The sequence below is a fragment of the Streptomyces sp. NPDC088812 genome (assembly GCF_044750285.1).
GTDB lineage: Bacteria > Actinomycetota > Actinomycetes > Streptomycetales > Streptomycetaceae > Streptomyces.
In genome coordinates, this window is sequence record NZ_JBIVJP010000002.1 from 367,974 (window position 1) to 385,834 (window position 17,861).

General features: G+C 72.8%; 9 protein-coding genes and 1 pseudogene. 4 read left to right on the forward strand and 6 right to left on the reverse strand.

Annotation, left to right across the window (positions count from 1 at the left end; translation table 11 throughout):
• The first annotated feature begins 40 nt into the window (after nt 1-40).
• On the forward strand, nt 41-658 hold the full coding sequence (locus ACIP67_RS05435) for a TetR/AcrR family transcriptional regulator (protein ID WP_401687704.1): 618 nt from the start codon (nt 41-43) through the stop codon (nt 656-658).
• Between the two features lie 34 nt (nt 659-692).
• Here ACIP67_RS05435 and ACIP67_RS05440 read toward each other — a convergent pair.
• Nucleotides 693-1,176: pseudogene (locus tag ACIP67_RS05440) on the reverse strand (alpha/beta fold hydrolase); the annotation flags it as partial.
• Nucleotides 1,177-1,367: 191 nt separating this feature from the next.
• Here ACIP67_RS05440 and ACIP67_RS05445 point away from each other — a divergent pair.
• From ACIP67_RS05445 to ACIP67_RS05455, 3 genes are read left to right on the forward strand one after another with little or no spacing between them, the layout of a single operon-like run.
• Nucleotides 1,368-6,923 carry a glutamate synthase-related protein gene (locus ACIP67_RS05445; RefSeq protein WP_401687706.1) on the forward strand — a complete coding sequence of 1,852 codons (5,556 nt, stop codon included), beginning with the start codon at nt 1,368-1,370 and terminating at the stop codon, nt 6,921-6,923.
• Nucleotides 6,924-6,928: 5 nt separating this feature from the next.
• A complete protein-coding gene (locus tag ACIP67_RS05450; protein ID WP_401688124.1) occupies nt 6,929-8,707 on the forward strand; it encodes a sulfite reductase subunit alpha in 1,779 nt (592 codons plus the stop codon).
• A gap of 2 nt (nt 8,708-8,709) precedes the next feature.
• Nucleotides 8,710-9,633, forward strand: a complete 924-nt coding sequence (locus ACIP67_RS05455; RefSeq protein ID WP_401687709.1) for a hypothetical protein — start codon at nt 8,710-8,712, stop codon at nt 9,631-9,633.
• Between the two features lie 205 nt (nt 9,634-9,838).
• Here ACIP67_RS05455 and ACIP67_RS05460 read toward each other — a convergent pair whose 3' ends face one another.
• The 5 genes from ACIP67_RS05460 to ACIP67_RS05480 all read right to left on the reverse strand — a co-directional run bounded on the left by ACIP67_RS05460 (nt 9,839) and on the right by ACIP67_RS05480 (nt 17,757).
• A complete protein-coding gene (locus tag ACIP67_RS05460; RefSeq protein ID WP_401687712.1) occupies nt 9,839-10,021 on the reverse strand; it encodes a hypothetical protein in 183 nt (60 codons plus the stop codon).
• A 183-nt stretch (nt 10,022-10,204) separates the two neighbouring features.
• Nucleotides 10,205-11,341 (reverse strand): hypothetical protein, encoded by a 1,137-nt coding sequence (locus tag ACIP67_RS05465; RefSeq protein ID WP_401687715.1) that lies wholly within the window; start codon nt 11,339-11,341, stop codon nt 10,205-10,207.
• 87 nt (nt 11,342-11,428) lie between these two features.
• Nucleotides 11,429-13,510, reverse strand: coding sequence for a methyltransferase, FxLD system (gene fxlM, locus ACIP67_RS05470; protein ID WP_401687718.1), 2,082 nt, complete (start codon nt 13,508-13,510; stop codon nt 11,429-11,431).
• Nucleotides 13,511-13,531: 21 nt separating this feature from the next.
• Entirely contained in the window at nt 13,532-14,806 is a 1,275-nt protein-coding gene (locus ACIP67_RS05475; RefSeq protein ID WP_401687721.1) for a lanthionine synthetase C family protein, read from the reverse strand.
• A complete protein-coding gene (locus tag ACIP67_RS05480; protein WP_401687724.1) occupies nt 14,803-17,757 on the reverse strand; it encodes a lantibiotic dehydratase in 2,955 nt (984 codons plus the stop codon). The genes ACIP67_RS05475 and ACIP67_RS05480 overlap by 4 nt, the downstream gene beginning before the upstream one ends.
• Nucleotides 17,758-17,861: the final 104 nt, after the last annotated feature.

Genomic DNA, 17,861 nt, shown 5'->3' on the forward strand with positions numbered 1-17,861 from the left:
AGCGTGGGGTCGTTGATCCGACGGAGAGGGAGGAGGCCGGATGCCGGACGCGCCGACCGCGAAGGGCCGCGCCACGCGGGCCCGCATCGTCGAGGGGGCTGCCGAGGTGCTGCGCGAACAGGGGGTCGCCTTCACGACCCTCGACGACATCCGCGCCCGCACCGGTACGAGCAAGAGCCAGCTCTTCCACTACTTCCCCGACGGCAAGGACGAACTGCTGCTGGCGGTGGCCCGGTTCGAGGCCGACCGCGTCCTGGCGGACCAGCAGCCGCACCTGGGGCGTCTGGACTCGTGGGAGTCCTGGCAGGAGTGGCGGGACGTGGTGGTGGAACGGTACGAACGGCAGGGCGACCACTGCCCGTTGGGGTCGCTGTTCCTCCAGGTCGGGCGGTCCCGTCCCGGAGCGCGGGCGATCGTGACGGAGCTGATGCGCCAATGGCAGCGGCAGCTCGCGCGCGGTGTGCGCGCCCTCCAGACGAACGGCCTGGTGTCGCCGGCCCTCGACGTGGACCGGACGGCCGCCGCGCTGCTGGCGGGCATCCAGGGAGGCGTGGCCATCATGATGTCCACGGGGGACTCCACCCATCTCAGGGCGGCACTCGACACCGGGATCGAGCATCTGCGCGCGGCGGCGGGCGGGCCGGCGCGGACGACCTGACGGTCCCGGGGGCCGTGCGGACCTGACGGTCCCGGTCGAAGCCGGCCGGCACGGCCCTCTCGATCTCCAGGGCGTCCATCGGGGCGATGACGTCGAGGGCGATGGCCGACTGCTGGGCGTTGCGGAACGTCCGGCCGGAGAGGAAGCGCGTGGTGCCGTGGCCGCGCAGGTACGGGACGATCACCCGGTAACCCTGCTCGGCCGGCAGCGGGGCGACGTCGACGTAGCTGTGGATGTCGTACGGCCAGCCGTGCAGGCAGATGACCGCGGGGCCGTGGGCGGGGCCCGGTTCGGCGTAGCCGACGTCCAGCAGCCCGGCCCTGATCCGCCGCAGCCGCGGGAAGCCGGCGCGCGCGCCGGGGGTGACCGTGGGGACGGCCTCGGGGGGCGGCCGACGCGGCGGACGCGCTCCCGGGGGCGGTCAGCGACAGGGCCGCCGCTCCCGTGCCCAGCCCGCGCCTTCCGGTCCCCGCCCCGGGGGCCGGCGGGCGCGCGGCGGCGACGGCGATGTGACGCATACGTGCAGGGCACACCCTTGCGGCGGAAGTTAGGCAAGGCTTACTGTCAACAATCGCACCACTCAGGGCCTCGGCCGTCACACCGGTCCGCCCGCGGCGAGCGCTCCACCGACGCAGCCTGGCCGTCCTCCCCCAGTGCCTCAAGGGCCTGGGAGGTATCCCCAGCCGGCACCCGCGCACAGGACCCGCACTTGAACCTTGCACCCTCCTCGGCCTTCGGTCTGTACGACCCCGCCCTCGACCACAGCGACTGCGGCGTCGGCTTCATCACCCGCCTCGACGGGACACCGAGCCACGACGTCATCCGCAAGGGCGACGAAGCGCTCCGCGCCATCCCGCACCGGGGCGGCGCATCGTCCGAGGGCGTCGGCGACGGCGCGGGCGTGAGCGTCGACCTGTCGGTGGAGTTCTTCGGCGCGCTCACCGGCGAGGACCTGCGCGCCGGGCACTTCGGCGTCGCGAACTGCTTCGTGCCCACCGACGCCGGCCGCCGCGACGGCGCGGTGGACCTCGTCGGGCGGAGCATCGCCGAGCAGGGCTTCGACGTGCTGCTGGTCCGCGACGTCCCCGTGGACCACACCGTCGCCCGGCCCGTCGCCGAGCAGTACCAGCTGCCCATCGTGCAGTGGGTGTTCCGGGCCCCCGAGGGGTGGGAGCCCCCCGACGTCGACGCGGCGGCCAACCGTGCCCTGCTCGCGGTCGAGGCCGTCGCCTACGCCGACGACGCGTACGCCGGGCTGTACCCGCTCTCGCTGAGCGCGCGCACGCAGGTGCTCAAGGGACGGCTCAACTCCGGCGAGGTCATCCCGTACTTCCGCGACCTCGGCGATCCGCGGCACTCCGTGCGGTCGCTGTACTTCCACACCCGGTTCTCCACGAACACCGAGCCGCACCCGACCATGGCGCAGCCCTTCCGCCTCATGGCGCACAACGGCGAGCTGAACACCGACCGCAAGAACCGGCTCTCCGACGAGGCCCTCGCGCGGGCCCGGACGCGCAGCATCGTGCGCCCGCCGGGGCAGTCCGACTCCTCCCGGCTCGACCAGACCCTCCAGAGCCGGGTGTTCGACGACGGCCTGGACATCGTCGAGGCGGTCGTGTCGCTCATGCCGCCCGCGTGGGAGAACGACCGCACCCTGCCCGCCGGCGTCCGGGACATGCTGGAGTACTTCTCGCTGTACGAGGAGAAGAACGACGGCCCGGCGGCCGTGATCTTCAGCGACGGGGACATCGTCGGCGCCCGGCTCGACCGGCTCGGCCTGCGCCCGCTGCGCACCGTCGAGACCGCCGAGTACCTCATGGTGGCGTCGGAGGCCGGCCAGGTCGCGTTCCCCGACGACGAGGTCGTGCACCGGGGCCGGATCGAGGCCGGCGGCATGCTCGTCGTCGACCACCGCACCGGCCGCCGGATGCGCACCCGCGAGGTGCTCGACGCCCTCGCCGCGCGCCGGCCGTACAGCGAGCTGCTCGGCGCGGCCCGGGTGAACCTCGACGACCTGCCCGCCCCCGACTACTACCGCGGCACGACGACGCTCGGCTACGACGGCGACCTCACCCTCGCCGGCCGGTACGTGGCGTACTCGCTGAACCAGGAGAGCTTCCGGTTCATGCTCGACCCGATGCTCGCCGACGGGTCGGAGCGGATCTCGGCGATGGGCTACGGCAACGCCATCAACGCGCTCAGCGACACCGAGGGCGGCATGGCGAAGTACTTCTCGCAGCGCTTCGCCCAGGTGACCAACCCGCCGCTGGACAGCATCCGCGAGGCCGACGGCATGAGCATGCGGGTCGCGCTCGGCCCGAAGCCCGACGGCACCCACCACACCAGCGGCCGGCAGCTCGTCGTGTCGTCGCCCGTGCTCGGGCACCTCGACATGGTCCGGCTGCGCGACCAGCGGATCGTGCCGCTGGAGCGGTTCGCCATGCTCTACGACCCGGTGCCGGGCGACGAGCAGGCGAACGCCGACGCGCTGCGGTCGGCCCTGCACGTGCTCTGCGACGACGTGGAGCGGTTCGCCGCCGAGCGGGGCGGCATCGCGCTCCTCACCGACCGGGCGATCTCCTCGACGCGCGCGCCGCTGCCGGTGATCCTCGCCGTCGCGGCGGTGAACCAGCGCCTCATCGAGACCGGGCTGCGGCTGCGCGCCTCGATCGTGGCGGAGAGCGGGCAGCTGTCCTCCTCGCACCACGTCGCGACCGCGCTCGGCTTCGGCGCCTCGGCGGTCTACAGCCTCAGCGCACGGCTGCGCGCCGAGGAGAAGCACCCGAGCGCGCCGGCCCCCGCGGGCGAGATCACCGAGACCGACCGGGCGCTGGCCAGGTTCCGCAAGGCGGCCGAGAAGTCCCTCGCCAAGACCATGGGCCGCGTCGGGCTGTGCACCGCCGAGAGCTACATCGGCGGCGAGTTCTTCGAACCGAACTACCTCGACACCCGCGACGACGTGTTCGCGCGGATCTTCCCGCACATGGAGGCCCCGGTCGGCGGTGTCGGGTTCGCCCGCATCGCACAGGCCGCGACGGAGTGGCACGAGCGGGCCCGCACCGTGGCGACGGAGCAGCAGATCCCGCTGCTCGGCCTGTTCAAGGAGCGGTCGGACGGCGCCGGGCACTCGTTCGGCGTCTCGGCCGTGCGCGGCTTCGGCGACATGGTCGAGGAGCGGCCGCAGTTCGAACGGCCCGGCGACCCGGAAGCGCTCCGGCTGCTCACGCTCGGCGGGCTCGACGACGCGTTCGGCATCACCGACGCCGCGTACCGCAACACCGGGTACGACGCGCTCAGCGACGCCGAGATCAACGCGTTCCGGATCACGCCCGGGTACCGCGCCTTCCTGCGGACGACGCACGAGGAGCGGTCCCGCCGCCCGTCCGCGCTGCGGGACGTGCTCGCGCTGCCCGCGGACCTCACCGGGCTGCGCACGCCGGAGGACTTCGCCCGTGAGCTGGGCCGGTTCTCCACGACCGGGAACGCGAGCGTCACGGCCCGCGGGGTCGTCGCGACCGTCACGGACCGGCCCGACGGCGGCGCGGTGACGGTCCGGCTGCGCCTCACCCCCGCCGGACCCACCGGATCCGACGACGACGCCCGGCGCCACGCCGCCCTCGCCGAAGGGCTCGCCCTCGCCCACCCCGGCGAGGTCACCCCGCTCGACGCGGGGGCCGACGGCGTCGTCGTCACCGCCACCGGTTCCGCCGCACGGCTGCTCACCCTCCTCGACGGCGCGCCCGACAGCGTGCCGCTCGACGAGGTGCAGCCCGCGCACGAGATCACCCGCGCGCTCGCCTCCGGCGCGATGAGCCACGGCGCGCTCGTGGCGACCGCGCACGAGGCCGTCGCGCACGGCGCGAACATGGTCGGCGCGCTGTCGAACAGCGGTGAGGGCGGCGAGCACCACTCCCGGTACGGCACCGTCCGCGGCTCCCGGATCAAGCAGTTCGCGTCCGGCCGGTTCGGCATCTGGGCGGGTTACCTCGCCGATCCGATGCTGGAGGAGCTGGAGATCAAGATCGGGCAGGGGGCGAAGCCGGGCGAGGGCGGCCAGCTGCCCGCGCCGAAGGTCACCGTCGACATCGCGGCCGCGCGCGGCGGCACCCCGGGCATCGAGCTGATCTCACCGCCGCCGCACCACGACACGTACTCCATCGAGGACCTCGCGCAGCTCATCCACGACTGCAAGGCCGCACGGGTGCGGGTGGTCGTGAAGCTGGTGTCCTCGGAGGGCATCGGCACCATCGCGGTCGGCGTCGCCAAGGCCGGCGCGGACGTCATCAACGTCGCCGGGAACACCGGCGGCACGGGCGCCGCGGCCGTCACGAGCCTGAAGTACGCGGGGCGGTCGGCGGAGATCGGCGTCGCCGAGGTGCACCAGGCGCTCCTCGCCAACGGGCTGCGGCAGAAGGTCGTCCTGCGCTGTTCCGGCGCGCACCAGACCGGCGGCGACGTCGTCACGTCGGCGCTGCTCGGCGGCGACAGCTTCGAGTTCGGCACGACCGCGCTGATGATGCTGGGCTGCGTCATGGCGAAGAACTGCAACGTGAAGTGCCCCGCCGGGCTCACCACGAACGCCGAGGCCTTCGAGGGCGACCCGCGCGCGCTGGCGCAGTACCTGCTGAACATCGCGCACGACGTCCGGCAGATCCTGGCCCGCCTCGGCCTGCGGTCGCTGCGCGAGGCCCGGGGCCGCACGGACCTGCTCCAGCTGCTCGACCACCCCGCGAGCGTCGGACGGCTCGACGTGCGCCGGCTGCTCGCCCGCGTGCCCGAGAAGGTCGTCGAGGACCCGGAGTACCTGGAGAAGGACTTCACCACCGACGACGCCCTCGTCGAGCGCGTCCGCGCCGCGCTCCTCGACCGGCGCGAGCCGTCCCTGCTCGTCGAGGGCATCCGCCTCGGCAACAGCGACAAGTCCGTCGGCGGACAGCTCGGCATCGACGTCGAACGGCTCCTCAACCACGGACCGGACGGTCTCGTGGACGCGCCCGCCGTCACCACCGACGACCGCGGCCGCCGCCGCCTCGTCGACGGCGCCGTCCGCATCCGCACCACCGGGTCCGCCGGCCAGTCGTACGGCGTGTTCTGCAACGACGGCATCACCCTCGAACACACCGGCACCGCCAACGACGGCGTCGGCAAGAGCCAGAGCGGCGGCCGGATCGTCGTGCGCGCCCCGGGCGGCGGCAGCGCGGAGCGCGGCGGCAACGTGCTCGTCGGGAACTTCGCGCTGTTCGGCGCGACCGGCGGCCGGACGTTCGTGCAGGGCGAGGCCGGTGACCGGTTCGCCGTGCGCAACTCCGGCGCGACCGCGGTCGTCGAGGGCGTCGGCGACTTCGGCTGCGAGTACATGACCGGCGGCACCGTGCTCAACCTCGGCGGCTTCGGCAAGGGCCTCGGCAACGGCATGAGCGGCGGGTTCCTCTACCAGTACGACCCGTCGGGCGAACTGCCCGGCCGGGTGAGCGCCGACTCGCTGCTGGTGTTCCCGGTGACCGACACCGGGCACGGCGCCTTCCACGAGGAGGCCGTACGGCTGCTCCTGACCTGGCACCTGGAGGCGACCGGATCGCCGCTCGCGGCCCGGCTGCTGGAGGACTGGGAGGGCGAGCGGCAGCACGTGTACTGCGGGATGCCCCGGGCGCTGCTGCTGTACCAGGACGCCGGGGAGATCCTCGCCGCCGCGACCCGCGGCCAGCTCCTCGACGAGCTGGCGACCTCGATCGCCACGGACAAGCTCCGCGCGTTCAAGGTCGACTACCGCGACCGCCGCACCGTGCTCGGCGGCCGTGCCCCGGCCTTCGGCGACGAGGGCGGCGACGACATGTTCTCGCTGCTGTCGTCGTACACGGTGCTCGGCGTCGCGCAGGACGTCGCGCTCCAGCGGGTGCCCGGGGCGAGCGGTCCGGGCGACCCGCGGGTCGCCGAGGCCGTCCGCAACCTCGTCCTCACCGAGGACTTCTTCGTCAGGCAGCGCGTCGTGAAATACCTGCGCGGCACGCTGGAGCGGTTCGACGACGGCGAGCTCGCCACGCTCATCGCGGTCAAGCGCCTCGACGACTACAAGCAGGCGCTCCGGCAGCGCAACAACCTCAGCGTGGACGCCCCCGGCACCTACGGCTGGATCGTCCACCAGAACACGAAGAACGCCGGCCGCGTACGGGCCGCCCGGTTCGACGAGCTGCTCGCGACCGCGGCACTCGCCGACATCGCCGGACGCCGTGCCCCGCAGGCCCCGACCGAGACGGTGACCGCGTGACCCTGATGCCCCCGACCGGGTCCCTCATCCCGGCCGACGCGCCGTTCTCCGCCGAGCAGGAGGCCTGGCTCGCCGGGTTCATCGCCGGCATCGCGGCCGCCGGACGCCAGGACGGCGCGGCGGGCGACGTGCCCGCCGCGACGATCGACGTGCTGTTCGGCACGCAGACCGGCAACGCCGAGTTCCTCGCCGACGAGCTCGTCGCCGGGGCCCGCGCCCGCGGCCTCGGCGCGGCCGCCACCGCGCTCGACGCCGTCACGCCCGAGCGGCTCGCCGCGATGTCCCATGTGCTCGTCGTCACCTCGACGTACGGCGAGGGCGAGATGCCCGACAACGCCGGGCTGTTCTGGGAGGCGCTCCAGGCCGGCACGGCACCGCGGCTGGAGGGTCTGCGCTACGCGGTCCTCGGGCTCGGCGACCGCGGCTACGACGACTTCTGCCAGGCCGCGAAGCTCATCGACACCCGCCTGGAGCAGCTCGGCGCCGGCCGGGTGCACGACCGCGTCGACTGCGACGTGGACTTCGAGGAGCCCGCGGCGGTGTGGACGGCGGCGGTCCTGGACCGGGTCGCCGCGGAGACCGGCGCGACGGGGCCGGGCACGGGTACGGGCACGGGGGCGGGCACGGGTACGGCTGCGGGTACGGCCGCGAAGGCGTCCGCCCGGCCCCGCTCCGCCTGGAACCGGCGCAACCCGTACCGGTCCCGGCTCGCGGTGAACCGGCTGCTGTCCGCTCCGGGCAGCGCCAAGGAGATCCGCCACTACGAGTTCGACCTGGGCGACAGCGGCATCACCTACGAGGCCGGCGACGCGCTCGCCGTCGTACCGGTGAACGACGACACGCTCGTCGGCGCGCTCCTGGAACAGCTCGGCGCGAGCGGTGACGAGGAGGTCGACGGGCGGCCGCTCGCCGAGGTGCTGCGCACCGAACGCGAGATCCGCACCCCGTCGAAGGAGCTGGTCGCCGACCTCGTCGAGCGGGCGCCGTCGAGCGACCTCGCCTCGGTCGTCGCGCACGGCGACCGGTCCGACCTCGACTCCTGGCTCTGGGGCCGGGACGTGTTCGACCTGCTCCGTGACGCCGGGGCGGCCGCACCCGGCCTCGACGAGCTGCTGCCGTTCCTGCGGCCGCTCCAGGCACGGCAGTACTCGATCTCGTCGAGTCCGCTCGCCCACCCGGACCGCATCCACCTCACCGTCGCGTCCGTCCGGTACGGCACCCCGCACCGCCGGTACGAGGGCGTCGCGTCGACCTACCTCGCGGACCGCGTCGGCGAGGGCGCGACCGTGGGCGTCCACCTCCAGCCGAACGCCTCCTTCGGCGTCCCGGCGGACGACGACGCCCCGATGGTCATGATCGGCCCCGGCACGGGCATCGCGCCGTTCCGCGGCTTCCTGCACGAGCGGGCCGCGCGGGGCGCCGCCGGGCGCAACTGGCTGTTCTTCGGCGACCAGCACCGCGCCACCGACTTCGTCTACGAGGACGAGCTGACCGAGCTGCGCGAGCGCGGTGTGCTCACCGAACTCGACCTGGCGTTCTCGCGCGACCAGGCCGAGAAGGTCTACGTGCAGACCCGGATGCGGGAGCGGTCGCGCGAGCTGTACGCGTGGCTGGAGGACGGCGCGCACGTCTACGTCTGCGGCGACGCCTCCCGCATGGCCAAGGACGTCGAGGCGGCCCTGATGGGCGTCATCGCCGAGCAGCGCGGACGCGGGGACGACGACGCCGCCGAGTACCTCGCGGGCCTGCGCCGGGCGAAGCGCTACGTGCGGGACGTGTACTGAGCATGACGGACCACGATCCCGGGCCGCGGGGCGCCGACGGCCGGTGCGCGTTCGAGAGGTGCTGCGGCCGGCGCAACGGCAGCGTGCGGCTGATCGACGCGCGGATGCCGGAGCTGGCGCGCTGCCTGACGCTCTTCCAGCACGTCCAGGCGGTCACCGGAGGTCCGGTCGCACGGATCGACCAGGCCGGCGGTTACGCCGTCCCGAGTCTTCGCGGCGACGCGTTCGCCGTCACCCCGGGCTCGATCGCGCTGCGCGTCGACGGCGCCGGGATCGCCTCGGCCGTGGTCGCGCGGGACGAGGGCACCGGCTCGGTCGCCCTGCACCTGTTCGACGCGGCCGGCCGGACCGCGCACCAGGGGCGGCTGCTGTCCGAGGGGGACCGGCTGCTGGCCGGACTCGCCCGCACGGTCGACGCCGGGGCGTCGGCCGCCGTACCGCCCGCGGCGCCCGAGGTGCCGGCCTGGGAGAACGGCGACCAGCTCGCCCAGCTCGACGCGGTCCTCGCGGACGGCGGCACCGCCCGGCGCCGGGCGTTCCACCGGTACCGCGGCGAGCACCGGACGATCGAGGCCGGCGTCGTGCCCGCGGTGCTCGACCACGTCTGCTCCGTCGGGCTGCCGATCGGCGTCGCGGTGTTCGCCCCGGCGGCCCTCCAGGCGTGCGGCGGCCGGGTGCACGTCACCGACCGGACCGTCGGCGGGCGGGTGTTCGCGGCGGTCGCGGAGAGCTCGGTGGAGATCGATCTCGCGGGCGTCCGGGCGTGCCACCTCGTCCGCTCCACGGCGGCGCACGGCCCGACGTCGGCGATCGAACTCGACGACGAGGACGGCCGCTGCGTCGCGGTCATCACACAGTTCGGGATCGTCGGCGAGGACGTGCACGCGGCGTGGGAGCACCTGACGGCGTCACTGCCGGACGCCTAGCCGGCCGTGTGTCCGGCGTACGGCGCCCCGTAGGCACGCGGAGCCGAGCCCGGCACGTGAGCCGGTGACGGTTCCGCCGTCCCACCCACGGGCCCGCGTCACTTCGTCGCCGGCGGCAAGGCCGGGCCCGGCCCGGTCCGGCCCGCGGGGAACGGGTGCCGGGCCGGGGTTGCGGGGTTCGCGCGGGCGGGGGGTCAGCGGGTCGTCATTCCGTGCCCGGGCGTGCGGCGGGGAAGGCGTGGGTGCGGGCGCCGAGGACGACGAGCAGGACGGGCGTCATCAGGGCCAGGACGCCGCTGACGACGGTCAGCGTGCGCAGCCGGCGGTCGACCAGGGCTCCGGTGACGAGGATGCTCACCACGGAGGCGATGCCGAAGACCAGCAGCACGAGGTCGCGGGAGCCGCCCAGGGCGTGCTGGTCGAGGAAGGTGGCGATGTAGGTGTGGAGGATCCCGCCTCAGCCCCGCAGCCAGCGCAAGCACGGCGGCGCAGACAGCGACTGCACGGGCAGCCTGGGAGCACGTCCTGCGCCCCGCAGCCGCACGACGAGTTTCCAGCTTCGCTCCTTTCATCAGGCTCTCTCCAACGGGGGTGTACGTCCGGGGCCACATGGCCGCGCGAGGCTGGCCCGGATCACGCTGTCGCTGGCGCGCAAAGCCGACGCCAGCTCCCCTCGCAGTTCGTCCGGGAGGATCCCAGCGCCCAGGGCGCAGGCGTGCACCAGCGCGCGACAGTCCTGCACTTGCCGGTCCGTGGCGATCGCAGTGAACAGTGGATGAGCCAAGTTCTCGCGGGCCGCGTAGCCGTCTTCGGCGTCCGTCGTCCTGCGGTGGAGGTCCTCGACGATGCGGTGCGCGGCGAGCGCCCCGACGGAACCGATCGCGTCGAAGACGGTAAGTCCGAGCCGGGTGTCGAAGACGGTCATCCCGGGTTCGGTCTTCCGTCCGAGGTAGGCCGTCACCAGGTCCGCCAGGTGGCCGTCGATCGGCTGCCCGGCGTCGCGGCGGCATAGAACGGTCAGGCATGCCGTGACGTCTTGCTCCCACGGATCGCCGGGCATCGTGTCGGCAAGGAGGACAGCTGCCCACGCGGTGTCACCCGCGGCGAGGGCGGCGAGTACGGCGACCTGTCGACCGTCGAGCATCCGCTTTCCGGCGCCATGGTGGGCTTCGATGTGCACCAGCGCCTCGGCCCAGCGCCCCTCGGTGGTGAGGGTGCGCGTGCCGTCTGCGAGGAGGACGCGCCACAGCCATGCGCGAACCTCCTGACGGTCTTCGCCGGTCGCCGTCAGGACCGCAGGTACGTTGACGCCCTCAAATTGGGCGGCTGTGCCCGCCTCGACGGTCTTGTACAGGTCAAGCAATCGCCGACGCCCCTCATCCGCGCTGCCGGCGCGGATCTGGAGGCGGGCCAGGTTGACGACCGGTTCCAACCCTCGGATCGCGCTCATGCCGAGGAGGGGGCAGGCGTGGAGGTAGGCGGCGGCGTGCTGGTGGCACATCTCGCGGGCGAGGGCGGGGAGGCCGAGGTCGGAGGCGATGAGCGCGGCCTGGTTGTAGACGGCCGATGCAAGCCCTTGGTCGGTCTTGTTCACCGCGGTGTCGGCCAGGTCGACGAGACTGCGCACACGCTCGGGCAGGGGCAGGCAGGCGGGCCGGAATCGGGCGACGAGCGGGAAGCGCTGGGCCGTGGGTCCGTGTGGATCCATGTGTCCCCCCGTGTGTAGGTGAGGGCTGGTGGGGCGAGGGTGCCCGCCGACTGCCTGCCGCGGGCACCGTCCGCTACCTGTGGGGCGTCACCGCCAGTCGACGACGATGCGGTTCAGCGGGGTGTCGAGGGCGAAGAGACCGGGGCGCTGCTCGATCTCGGGGGCGTCGAGAGGCTGGATTTCGAACGTGGCCTCACGGTCGCGGTAGTCGCGGTCCCAGGTGCGGATGGCGTCGGCGACCCTCGCGGTCAGCTCATCGCTGCCGGGGCCGTGGCCGACGACACCGAACTCCCAGAGTTTGCCACCCTCGGGGGTCTTCTCTTCCGAAAGGCGCCGGGCGAGGTAGGTGACGGCACCCTTGTCGACGACAGCGGTCGACGAGGGGTAGGGGTCCTCGGTGAGCAGCGTGCCCTTGGCGCTCTGGGGGAACAGCATCCGGATCAGACCAGAGGGGAAGCAGCAGGTGACGAACAGTTCCATCCACTCCGGCGACTCCATGGCGCGGACCGTCATGCCGGTCCATTCCTCGGTGCGCGGCTGGTCGAGTACGCCTGCGAGGGCGTCGGCGTCGATGTTGAGTCCGGCGGGGGCCTGGAGTCGTACGGTGCCGTCCGTGCTGAGCGGAATCACTCGGCGGTCGTCGTCGGCGATGCCCCGTCGAAGGGGCATGAAGGTGTTCATCTCGCTGCCGAGGGACACCCACCGGCCGTCGCGCTGCTCGTAGGCGATGGATCGGGAGACGGTGCCCTTGAGGCGCTGGGGGACGAGGAGTCGGCCGCCGGGGGCGAGCTGCTGCAGCCAGGCGTGTGGTACGCCGTGCGCGCCGACGGTGGCGATGATCCGGTCGTACGGCGCTGCTTCGGCGTAGCCGAGTGCCCCGTCGCGGGTCACGGCCTCTACGCTAGTGATCCCGGCCGCGGCGAGGTGCGCACGGGCGCCTTCCACGAGGTCGTCGTCGACGTCGAGGGTGGTCACGTGTCCGTTCTCGCCGACCAGGTGGGCGAGCAGGCCGGCGTTGTAGCCGGTGCCGGCGCCGAGTTCGAGGATGCGCTCGCCGGGCTGGGCTTCGAGCTGGTCCAGCATGAGGGCGACGACGCCCGGCTGTGAGGCGCAGGAGATGGACGTGCCGTCGGTGTCGTACTTGATGTGTACCGGTGCGTTGGCGTAGGCGTCTTCGAGTGACGCGTCGGGCACGAACACGTGGCGGGGTACAGTCCGCAGCGCGGTCTCGACGGCGGGCGTGCGGGCGTGTCCGTCCGCGCGGAGCTGGTCGACCAGGGCGTTGCGGAGGCGCTGGGCGTCCGCCGTGGGGGTGGTGATCGTGTCGGTGTTCACCGCGCTGACGCTATCGATGTCGGCCGTTGCCTCGGTGGGCGACGCGGTGTGGTCACTCGTTCCCATGACTACCTCTCGTGCGATGCGGGACAGGGCGCTTTGGTCGTCCCGGAGGAGACCGGCGCGGTTGGCGTGGAAGATCACGTGGTGGGCGATGACGGCTCGCAGGCCGCGGGTGAGGGCACCGCGGGCTGCGAGGTCGGCGAGCGTGGCACCGGCCCGTTCGAAGGCGGTCACCCATTCCTCGTGAGCGTGGAGTGGGCCACGCCGGAGGCAGAGGCTGTGGGCGTCGGCGGTTATGAGCTTGCGCATGGCCGGCGCCAGTTCGGCGGTTCGTTCGGGTGATTGTGGAGCGGTGGCCGGTCGAAGGGCCGCGACCTTCGCCCATACGTCGCCCTGTTCGAACCAATCGAGACCAGCACCGCGCATCATGATGCTCGCCAGCAGGACGGCGGTCTCCCGGCGTCCCAGGTGCCTCGAACTCGTCTCGTAGGTGAGCAGGTGGCGGGAATCGCTGTGGAACAGTTCGTGGGCTGTGTGCATGGCCTCCGGACCGCCGAAGGTGTCGGTCTCGGGCTCGTAGACGCAGGGCAGGCACGAAACGGCCACGCCGTCGCCGATGAGATCGCTCAGGAGCGACTCAATGGCTGGTGAGGGCTTGTCGGCGAGGTAACGCAGCGGCCAGGGCTGCTTGTTCATGAACCACCAGCCGGTGAGCTGTCCGTCGGCCTCGGCCTCGATCAGGGTGGGGCCGAGGCGTTCGGCGATGGTGCGCCGGGCCATCTCGCGGTCGACGAAGGTGATGTTGTGCTGCTGCCAGCGGTCGGGAGGCATTGAGGTCCTTCGGTCGGCTAATCAAGAGATGAGGAGGCATGCGTCCCAGGCGGTCCGGGGTGGTGCGGCGGTGCTGGGTGCGAGGAGAGCCAGGGCTATGCCAGCGGCGCCGTCGAGGAGGCCGGGGCCGCTTTCCTCGTCCTGGACGAGCGCCGTGGCCATGAGGTCGGGGCCGGTGTCCGGAGGGGTGACCGCAGCCAGGAGGGCCGGGATCGCGGCGCGGAGTCTTCCCGCGGTCGAAGGGTGAGCGTCGTCAGCCGTACGCGCGACAGCGTGGGCGAGGCCGGCGAACCCGTGGCAGAGGCCGCTGTACGTCGTGGCCTTCAGCTGCTCAGGATCGGTGAGGGCGGCCACGAGTGCGTTCTCCGCGTCGACCTGTCGGCTGGTATCGCCGAGGGCAAGCGCGGCAAGTTGCTGGGCGCGGGCGAGGCTGGCGGTGCCGTAGCACCAGGACGGCCGCCGGGGCGCAGAGGGGGCGAGACGCCCGCTCCGCAGCTCGCCCTGAGTGACCCAGTACGGCCAGACCGGTCCGCCGTCGGCCTTCTCCTTCCAGCAGTCCAACCAGGTCAGAATGGTGCGCAGTGCTGCATGGTGCCCAGCGGTGACGGAGCCGTTCCGAGCTGCGAGGGCCAGGAGCGCGAGCACGCCGCCGATGCCGTGCGCCATACCGGTATTGGCGTGCCCGCCGGGGAACCGGTCGTCCGGGCTTCCCGAGGGCCCGGTCTCCGCCCACCAGCCCGGAAGGGTCTCGCCGTGGTGGGTGATCGGTTCGGTGAGGCGTACGCAGTAGTCGAGGACGGCGAGCGTCGTGGAGCTGCCGGGGTTTCGGCGCAGTAGGTAGGCGCCGTATCCGGTGAGGCCCCGGATGGCGTCGAACTCGGCGAGCTGCGGCAGGCGTCCGGCGTCGATGCGGCGGTGTGCGGTGTCGAGACGGCGTCCGACGTCGACTGCGATCTGGGCATCCATCGCGTCGAGGGCGCGCTGGTAGGAGCCGGACAGATGGTCGGCGGCACAGGACAGGGCGTGGGCGAAGGCAGGCACTCCGTAGAAGGGGTAGCTGTCTGGGCCGCTGGTGAGCGGCTGCCGGGAGGCGGCGGCGAACCAGTCGTGGGCGCGGTGCCACGGGCCGAGGCCGTTCGCGGCCAGCTCGATGTGCAGGAGCGCGATTCCGGAAGGGCCGTAAGCAAGATGCTGCCGGTCCGAGGACAGCATCCTCGGACTGAGGAGCGCCGCGTCGGGGTCGGCGAGCCGGACGGCGATGGCGTCGACCAGGGCGAGCGCGTGGTGGGTGGTCACGAGGCCCTCCCCTTGGTACGGGCGGTCCAGGCCAGGGCGGCGGCGCGCGCCAGGTAGAGGCACGCCTCTTCCTCCGGGAAGTTCACGGCGACGTGGCGCACGAAGTGGACGTGCAGCAGGGATGTCAGGACGTCGTCGACGGCGATGCCCTGGGTGTCCGGGCCGGGCAGGTGCGGCCGGTACGCGGCGAGTGCCGCTTCCCGGTCGGCCCATCCGGACACGATGGCGTCTCCGCCCGGGACACTGCGCAAGGCCGACCAGTCGTCGCTCGGGTCGGCGAGCCGTACGGCCTCGGTGAACTGTGGGCGTGGAACGGGCACGGGAGCTGTCGGCGGGATGTGGTCGATCAGCCACCGCATCCCGGCCTCGGTGCTGCCAAGGAACGCGGACGCGATGGCAACGGTGTGGGCTGCCACCAGCCTGCGCGGTCCGGGACGCTGCGGCTGCCTGAGCTGGGCCAAGATGGCGCGCGAGTCCGCCCTGAAGACCTCCTCAGCCGCTTCCCATGCGGTGCCGGAGCCCCAGCGGCCCATCTCGCGGTAGGAGGTGGGATAGCGCAGGTCGGCCAGCAGGCCGACGCTTCGTAGCTCGTCGGCCCAGGCGCTCACCGTTCGGGCCGTGTCGGCGAAGGCTTGCGGGTCGGGGAGGGCGATGCGTACGCGGAGGTGTTGGTCCGGGTCGCGGAAGCGGATGAACCACCACGGCGGGTTACCGAGCTGTTCGAGGAGGCCGGGCAAGTGCCGGGGGAGCAAGACGTCTTGGCGGCGGGGGTCGCCGTACAGGGCGGCCAGAAGAACCGAGGAAGAGGCAGGCGTCTGCATTTGGGCCGCAGACAGGGCACGGGCCCGGCTGGGGGCTGGCAGTGGCGGCCATGCCGACGGCCTGGTTGCTTTGAGGGGCACCACGACCTCGTGGGCTCGCCCGCCGCACCAGCCGTACGCCTCCGGTTCCGGGGCCTCGACGATCACGGCCAGGCACGAATGGTCGAGGTGTATGCGCAGGAGCGCACGGTGGCTGGCCTCGTCGAGGTCGAGGAAGAGGCGCCGGTCGTCCTCGACGAGATGGATGCGGCGCGGCAGCCTCCGCCGGGCATGCCAGTCGCTGAGCGCGGCATCCCACTCTGCCTGAGGGAGGACAGAGCCGGGCAGTTCGGACGCTTCCAGCCGCCAGCGTGCCGGGGCCAGCACGGTGCGGCCGTACCGCAGACGTGGAAGAAACGGCATCGCCGCCGCGGCGCCCCAGTCGAACACGGTGACCTGCGCGCACTGGGCGCGAGACAGTTCGGTGAGGAACCGCACCAGTGGCGGGGTGTGGCTGTGGAGGTTCAGCGCGTGCATTCCGACGGCCTCCACGCGGTGGCCTCGCTCGGGGACAGCGAGGTACATGCGGCGGCCGTCGCACCCCACAGCCAAGTCCTCCGGGGCGAGGACAGTGTCCTGCGGGGCGCGGTGCTCCTGAAGGCTGATCACAGTGGGTAGAACCTGTGGGGAGCGGGTGACGTGGGCGCTCTCGGGGATCAGGGGCGGGAAAGAGAGCTGCGCGGGCATGGTGTTGCCGTCTGCGGCCGGGAGGTCGGCAAGCTCTGCGACCAGTACCTCCCGGTCGGAGGGGGCCAGCACGCTGAGGAATCGGCCTGTGGAGACGCCGACACCACGGGACACACTCACGATCTCCAACCGGAAGTGCCCACGCTGCAACTCCTCCAGACTGACCGCGTGGATACGCACCCCGATCTCCAAGTGCGGCGGCAGCCGAGGCTCGTCCGGACCCACGTCCAGAGCCTCGATCTGTTCGTCTGTGAGGATCACTTCGGCATGGCCGTCGAGCGCGGCGGCCTGAGCCAGGCGTACGAGGGCGTCGTCCCGGGCGGAGACGCGGGGCCTGCGTGCGCTGGCCGGAGCGCCTGGGTAGCCGTCGGGGTAGCCGGTGCCGCTGTCCGCGACGACCTCCGTGAGCGGCACCATCGTGCCGATGCCGTACCGCTCGTAGAACCGCTGGTGGTACTCCTTCCACGCGGCGGTCCCATACGGGCGGATGCTCAAGCGGGTCAGGATGAGAGCGGCGCGCTCGATCTCTCGGGCGACCGCTTCCGGCAGAACGATCTGCGCGTCCAGGCGGACGTCGAGCGCGACGGGGTGGCGACGCAGGCCGGGTACGAGGTCTCGCATCCGCGCCGCGACGCTGTCCCGGCCACCGTGCGTGGCGCACTCCTCCAAGCCCGCCCGCACTGCGTGCAGTGCGCGTAAGGTCTCCGCGACCGGGGCGATGCTCCCGGCGTCGATCGCGTCGAGTTGGCCCACCAGATACCCGAGGGCATCGGTCTCGGTGCTCGGAGCGTGCAGGCCCGTGATCAGTACCCGCCGCCGGATCAACTCCGCCAGCAGTTGACGCACCCGCTCGGGAGCGGCCTCGGGGAACTCCGCCTGGAGCTTGTCCGCGAGGGTGCCGAACCGGATCGGCAGTCGGGTCGCGGCGAGCACCGCGCGCACCGGTCCGGTCAGGGCCAGAGACGCCTCGACCGCACGAATCCGGTCGTCCTGGACGTCGGGCTGGAACGGCACGATGAGCCGGTCTCCCCGGTACGTCACGGTGTTGTTGGCGACGACGGGCAGCCGTTCGAGGAGGTCCGGGCAGGACTCCAACCGTGCGACCAGGACCGCCATCCACTCTGCCCCCGCGCGGCCGACGGCCACGTGCTCCTCGCCCCAGTCGGCCCGCGCCTGCGGGCCGAACGCCGCGGTGGCCACGCCGGCGAACAGGCCGAAGGGCGTTGCCCGGTGCTGGGCCCGCAGCAGGTAGCGGGCCACGGACAGCGCCGCGCGCCGCACATCACGGAGGGCGGGGTGCTCGGCCGTACACAGCGCGCCCACCTGCGCGGCCAGGACCGGGCTGGAGTGCTGTAGTGCCTTGACAACGTCCTTGTCCGCCCAGACCGCGCGTAGCCACGCCACACGAGCAGACGCACCACTGTGCGAGCGGTCATCGAGGTCAGGGCATGGAGGAAACGGCAGCGAGGGCCGGGCCACGGCGCGCACGAGGGCAGTGGAACCGGCGC

Excerpts from the sequence above, each read along its gene's own strand:
- ACIP67_RS05455 (WP_401687709.1), top strand. The coding sequence starts at position 8,710 with ATGACGGACCACGATCCCGGGCCGCGGGGCGCCGACGGCCGGTGCGCG.
- ACIP67_RS05465 (WP_401687715.1), bottom strand. The coding sequence starts at position 11,341 with ATGGATCCACACGGACCCACGGCCCAGCGCTTCCCGCTCGTCGCCCGA.
- ACIP67_RS05435 (WP_401687704.1), top strand. The coding sequence starts at position 41 with ATGCCGGACGCGCCGACCGCGAAGGGCCGCGCCACGCGGGCCCGCATC.
- fxlM (WP_401687718.1), bottom strand. The coding sequence starts at position 13,510 with ATGCCTCCCGACCGCTGGCAGCAGCACAACATCACCTTCGTCGACCGC.
- ACIP67_RS05450 (WP_401688124.1), top strand. The coding sequence starts at position 6,929 with ATGCCCCCGACCGGGTCCCTCATCCCGGCCGACGCGCCGTTCTCCGCC.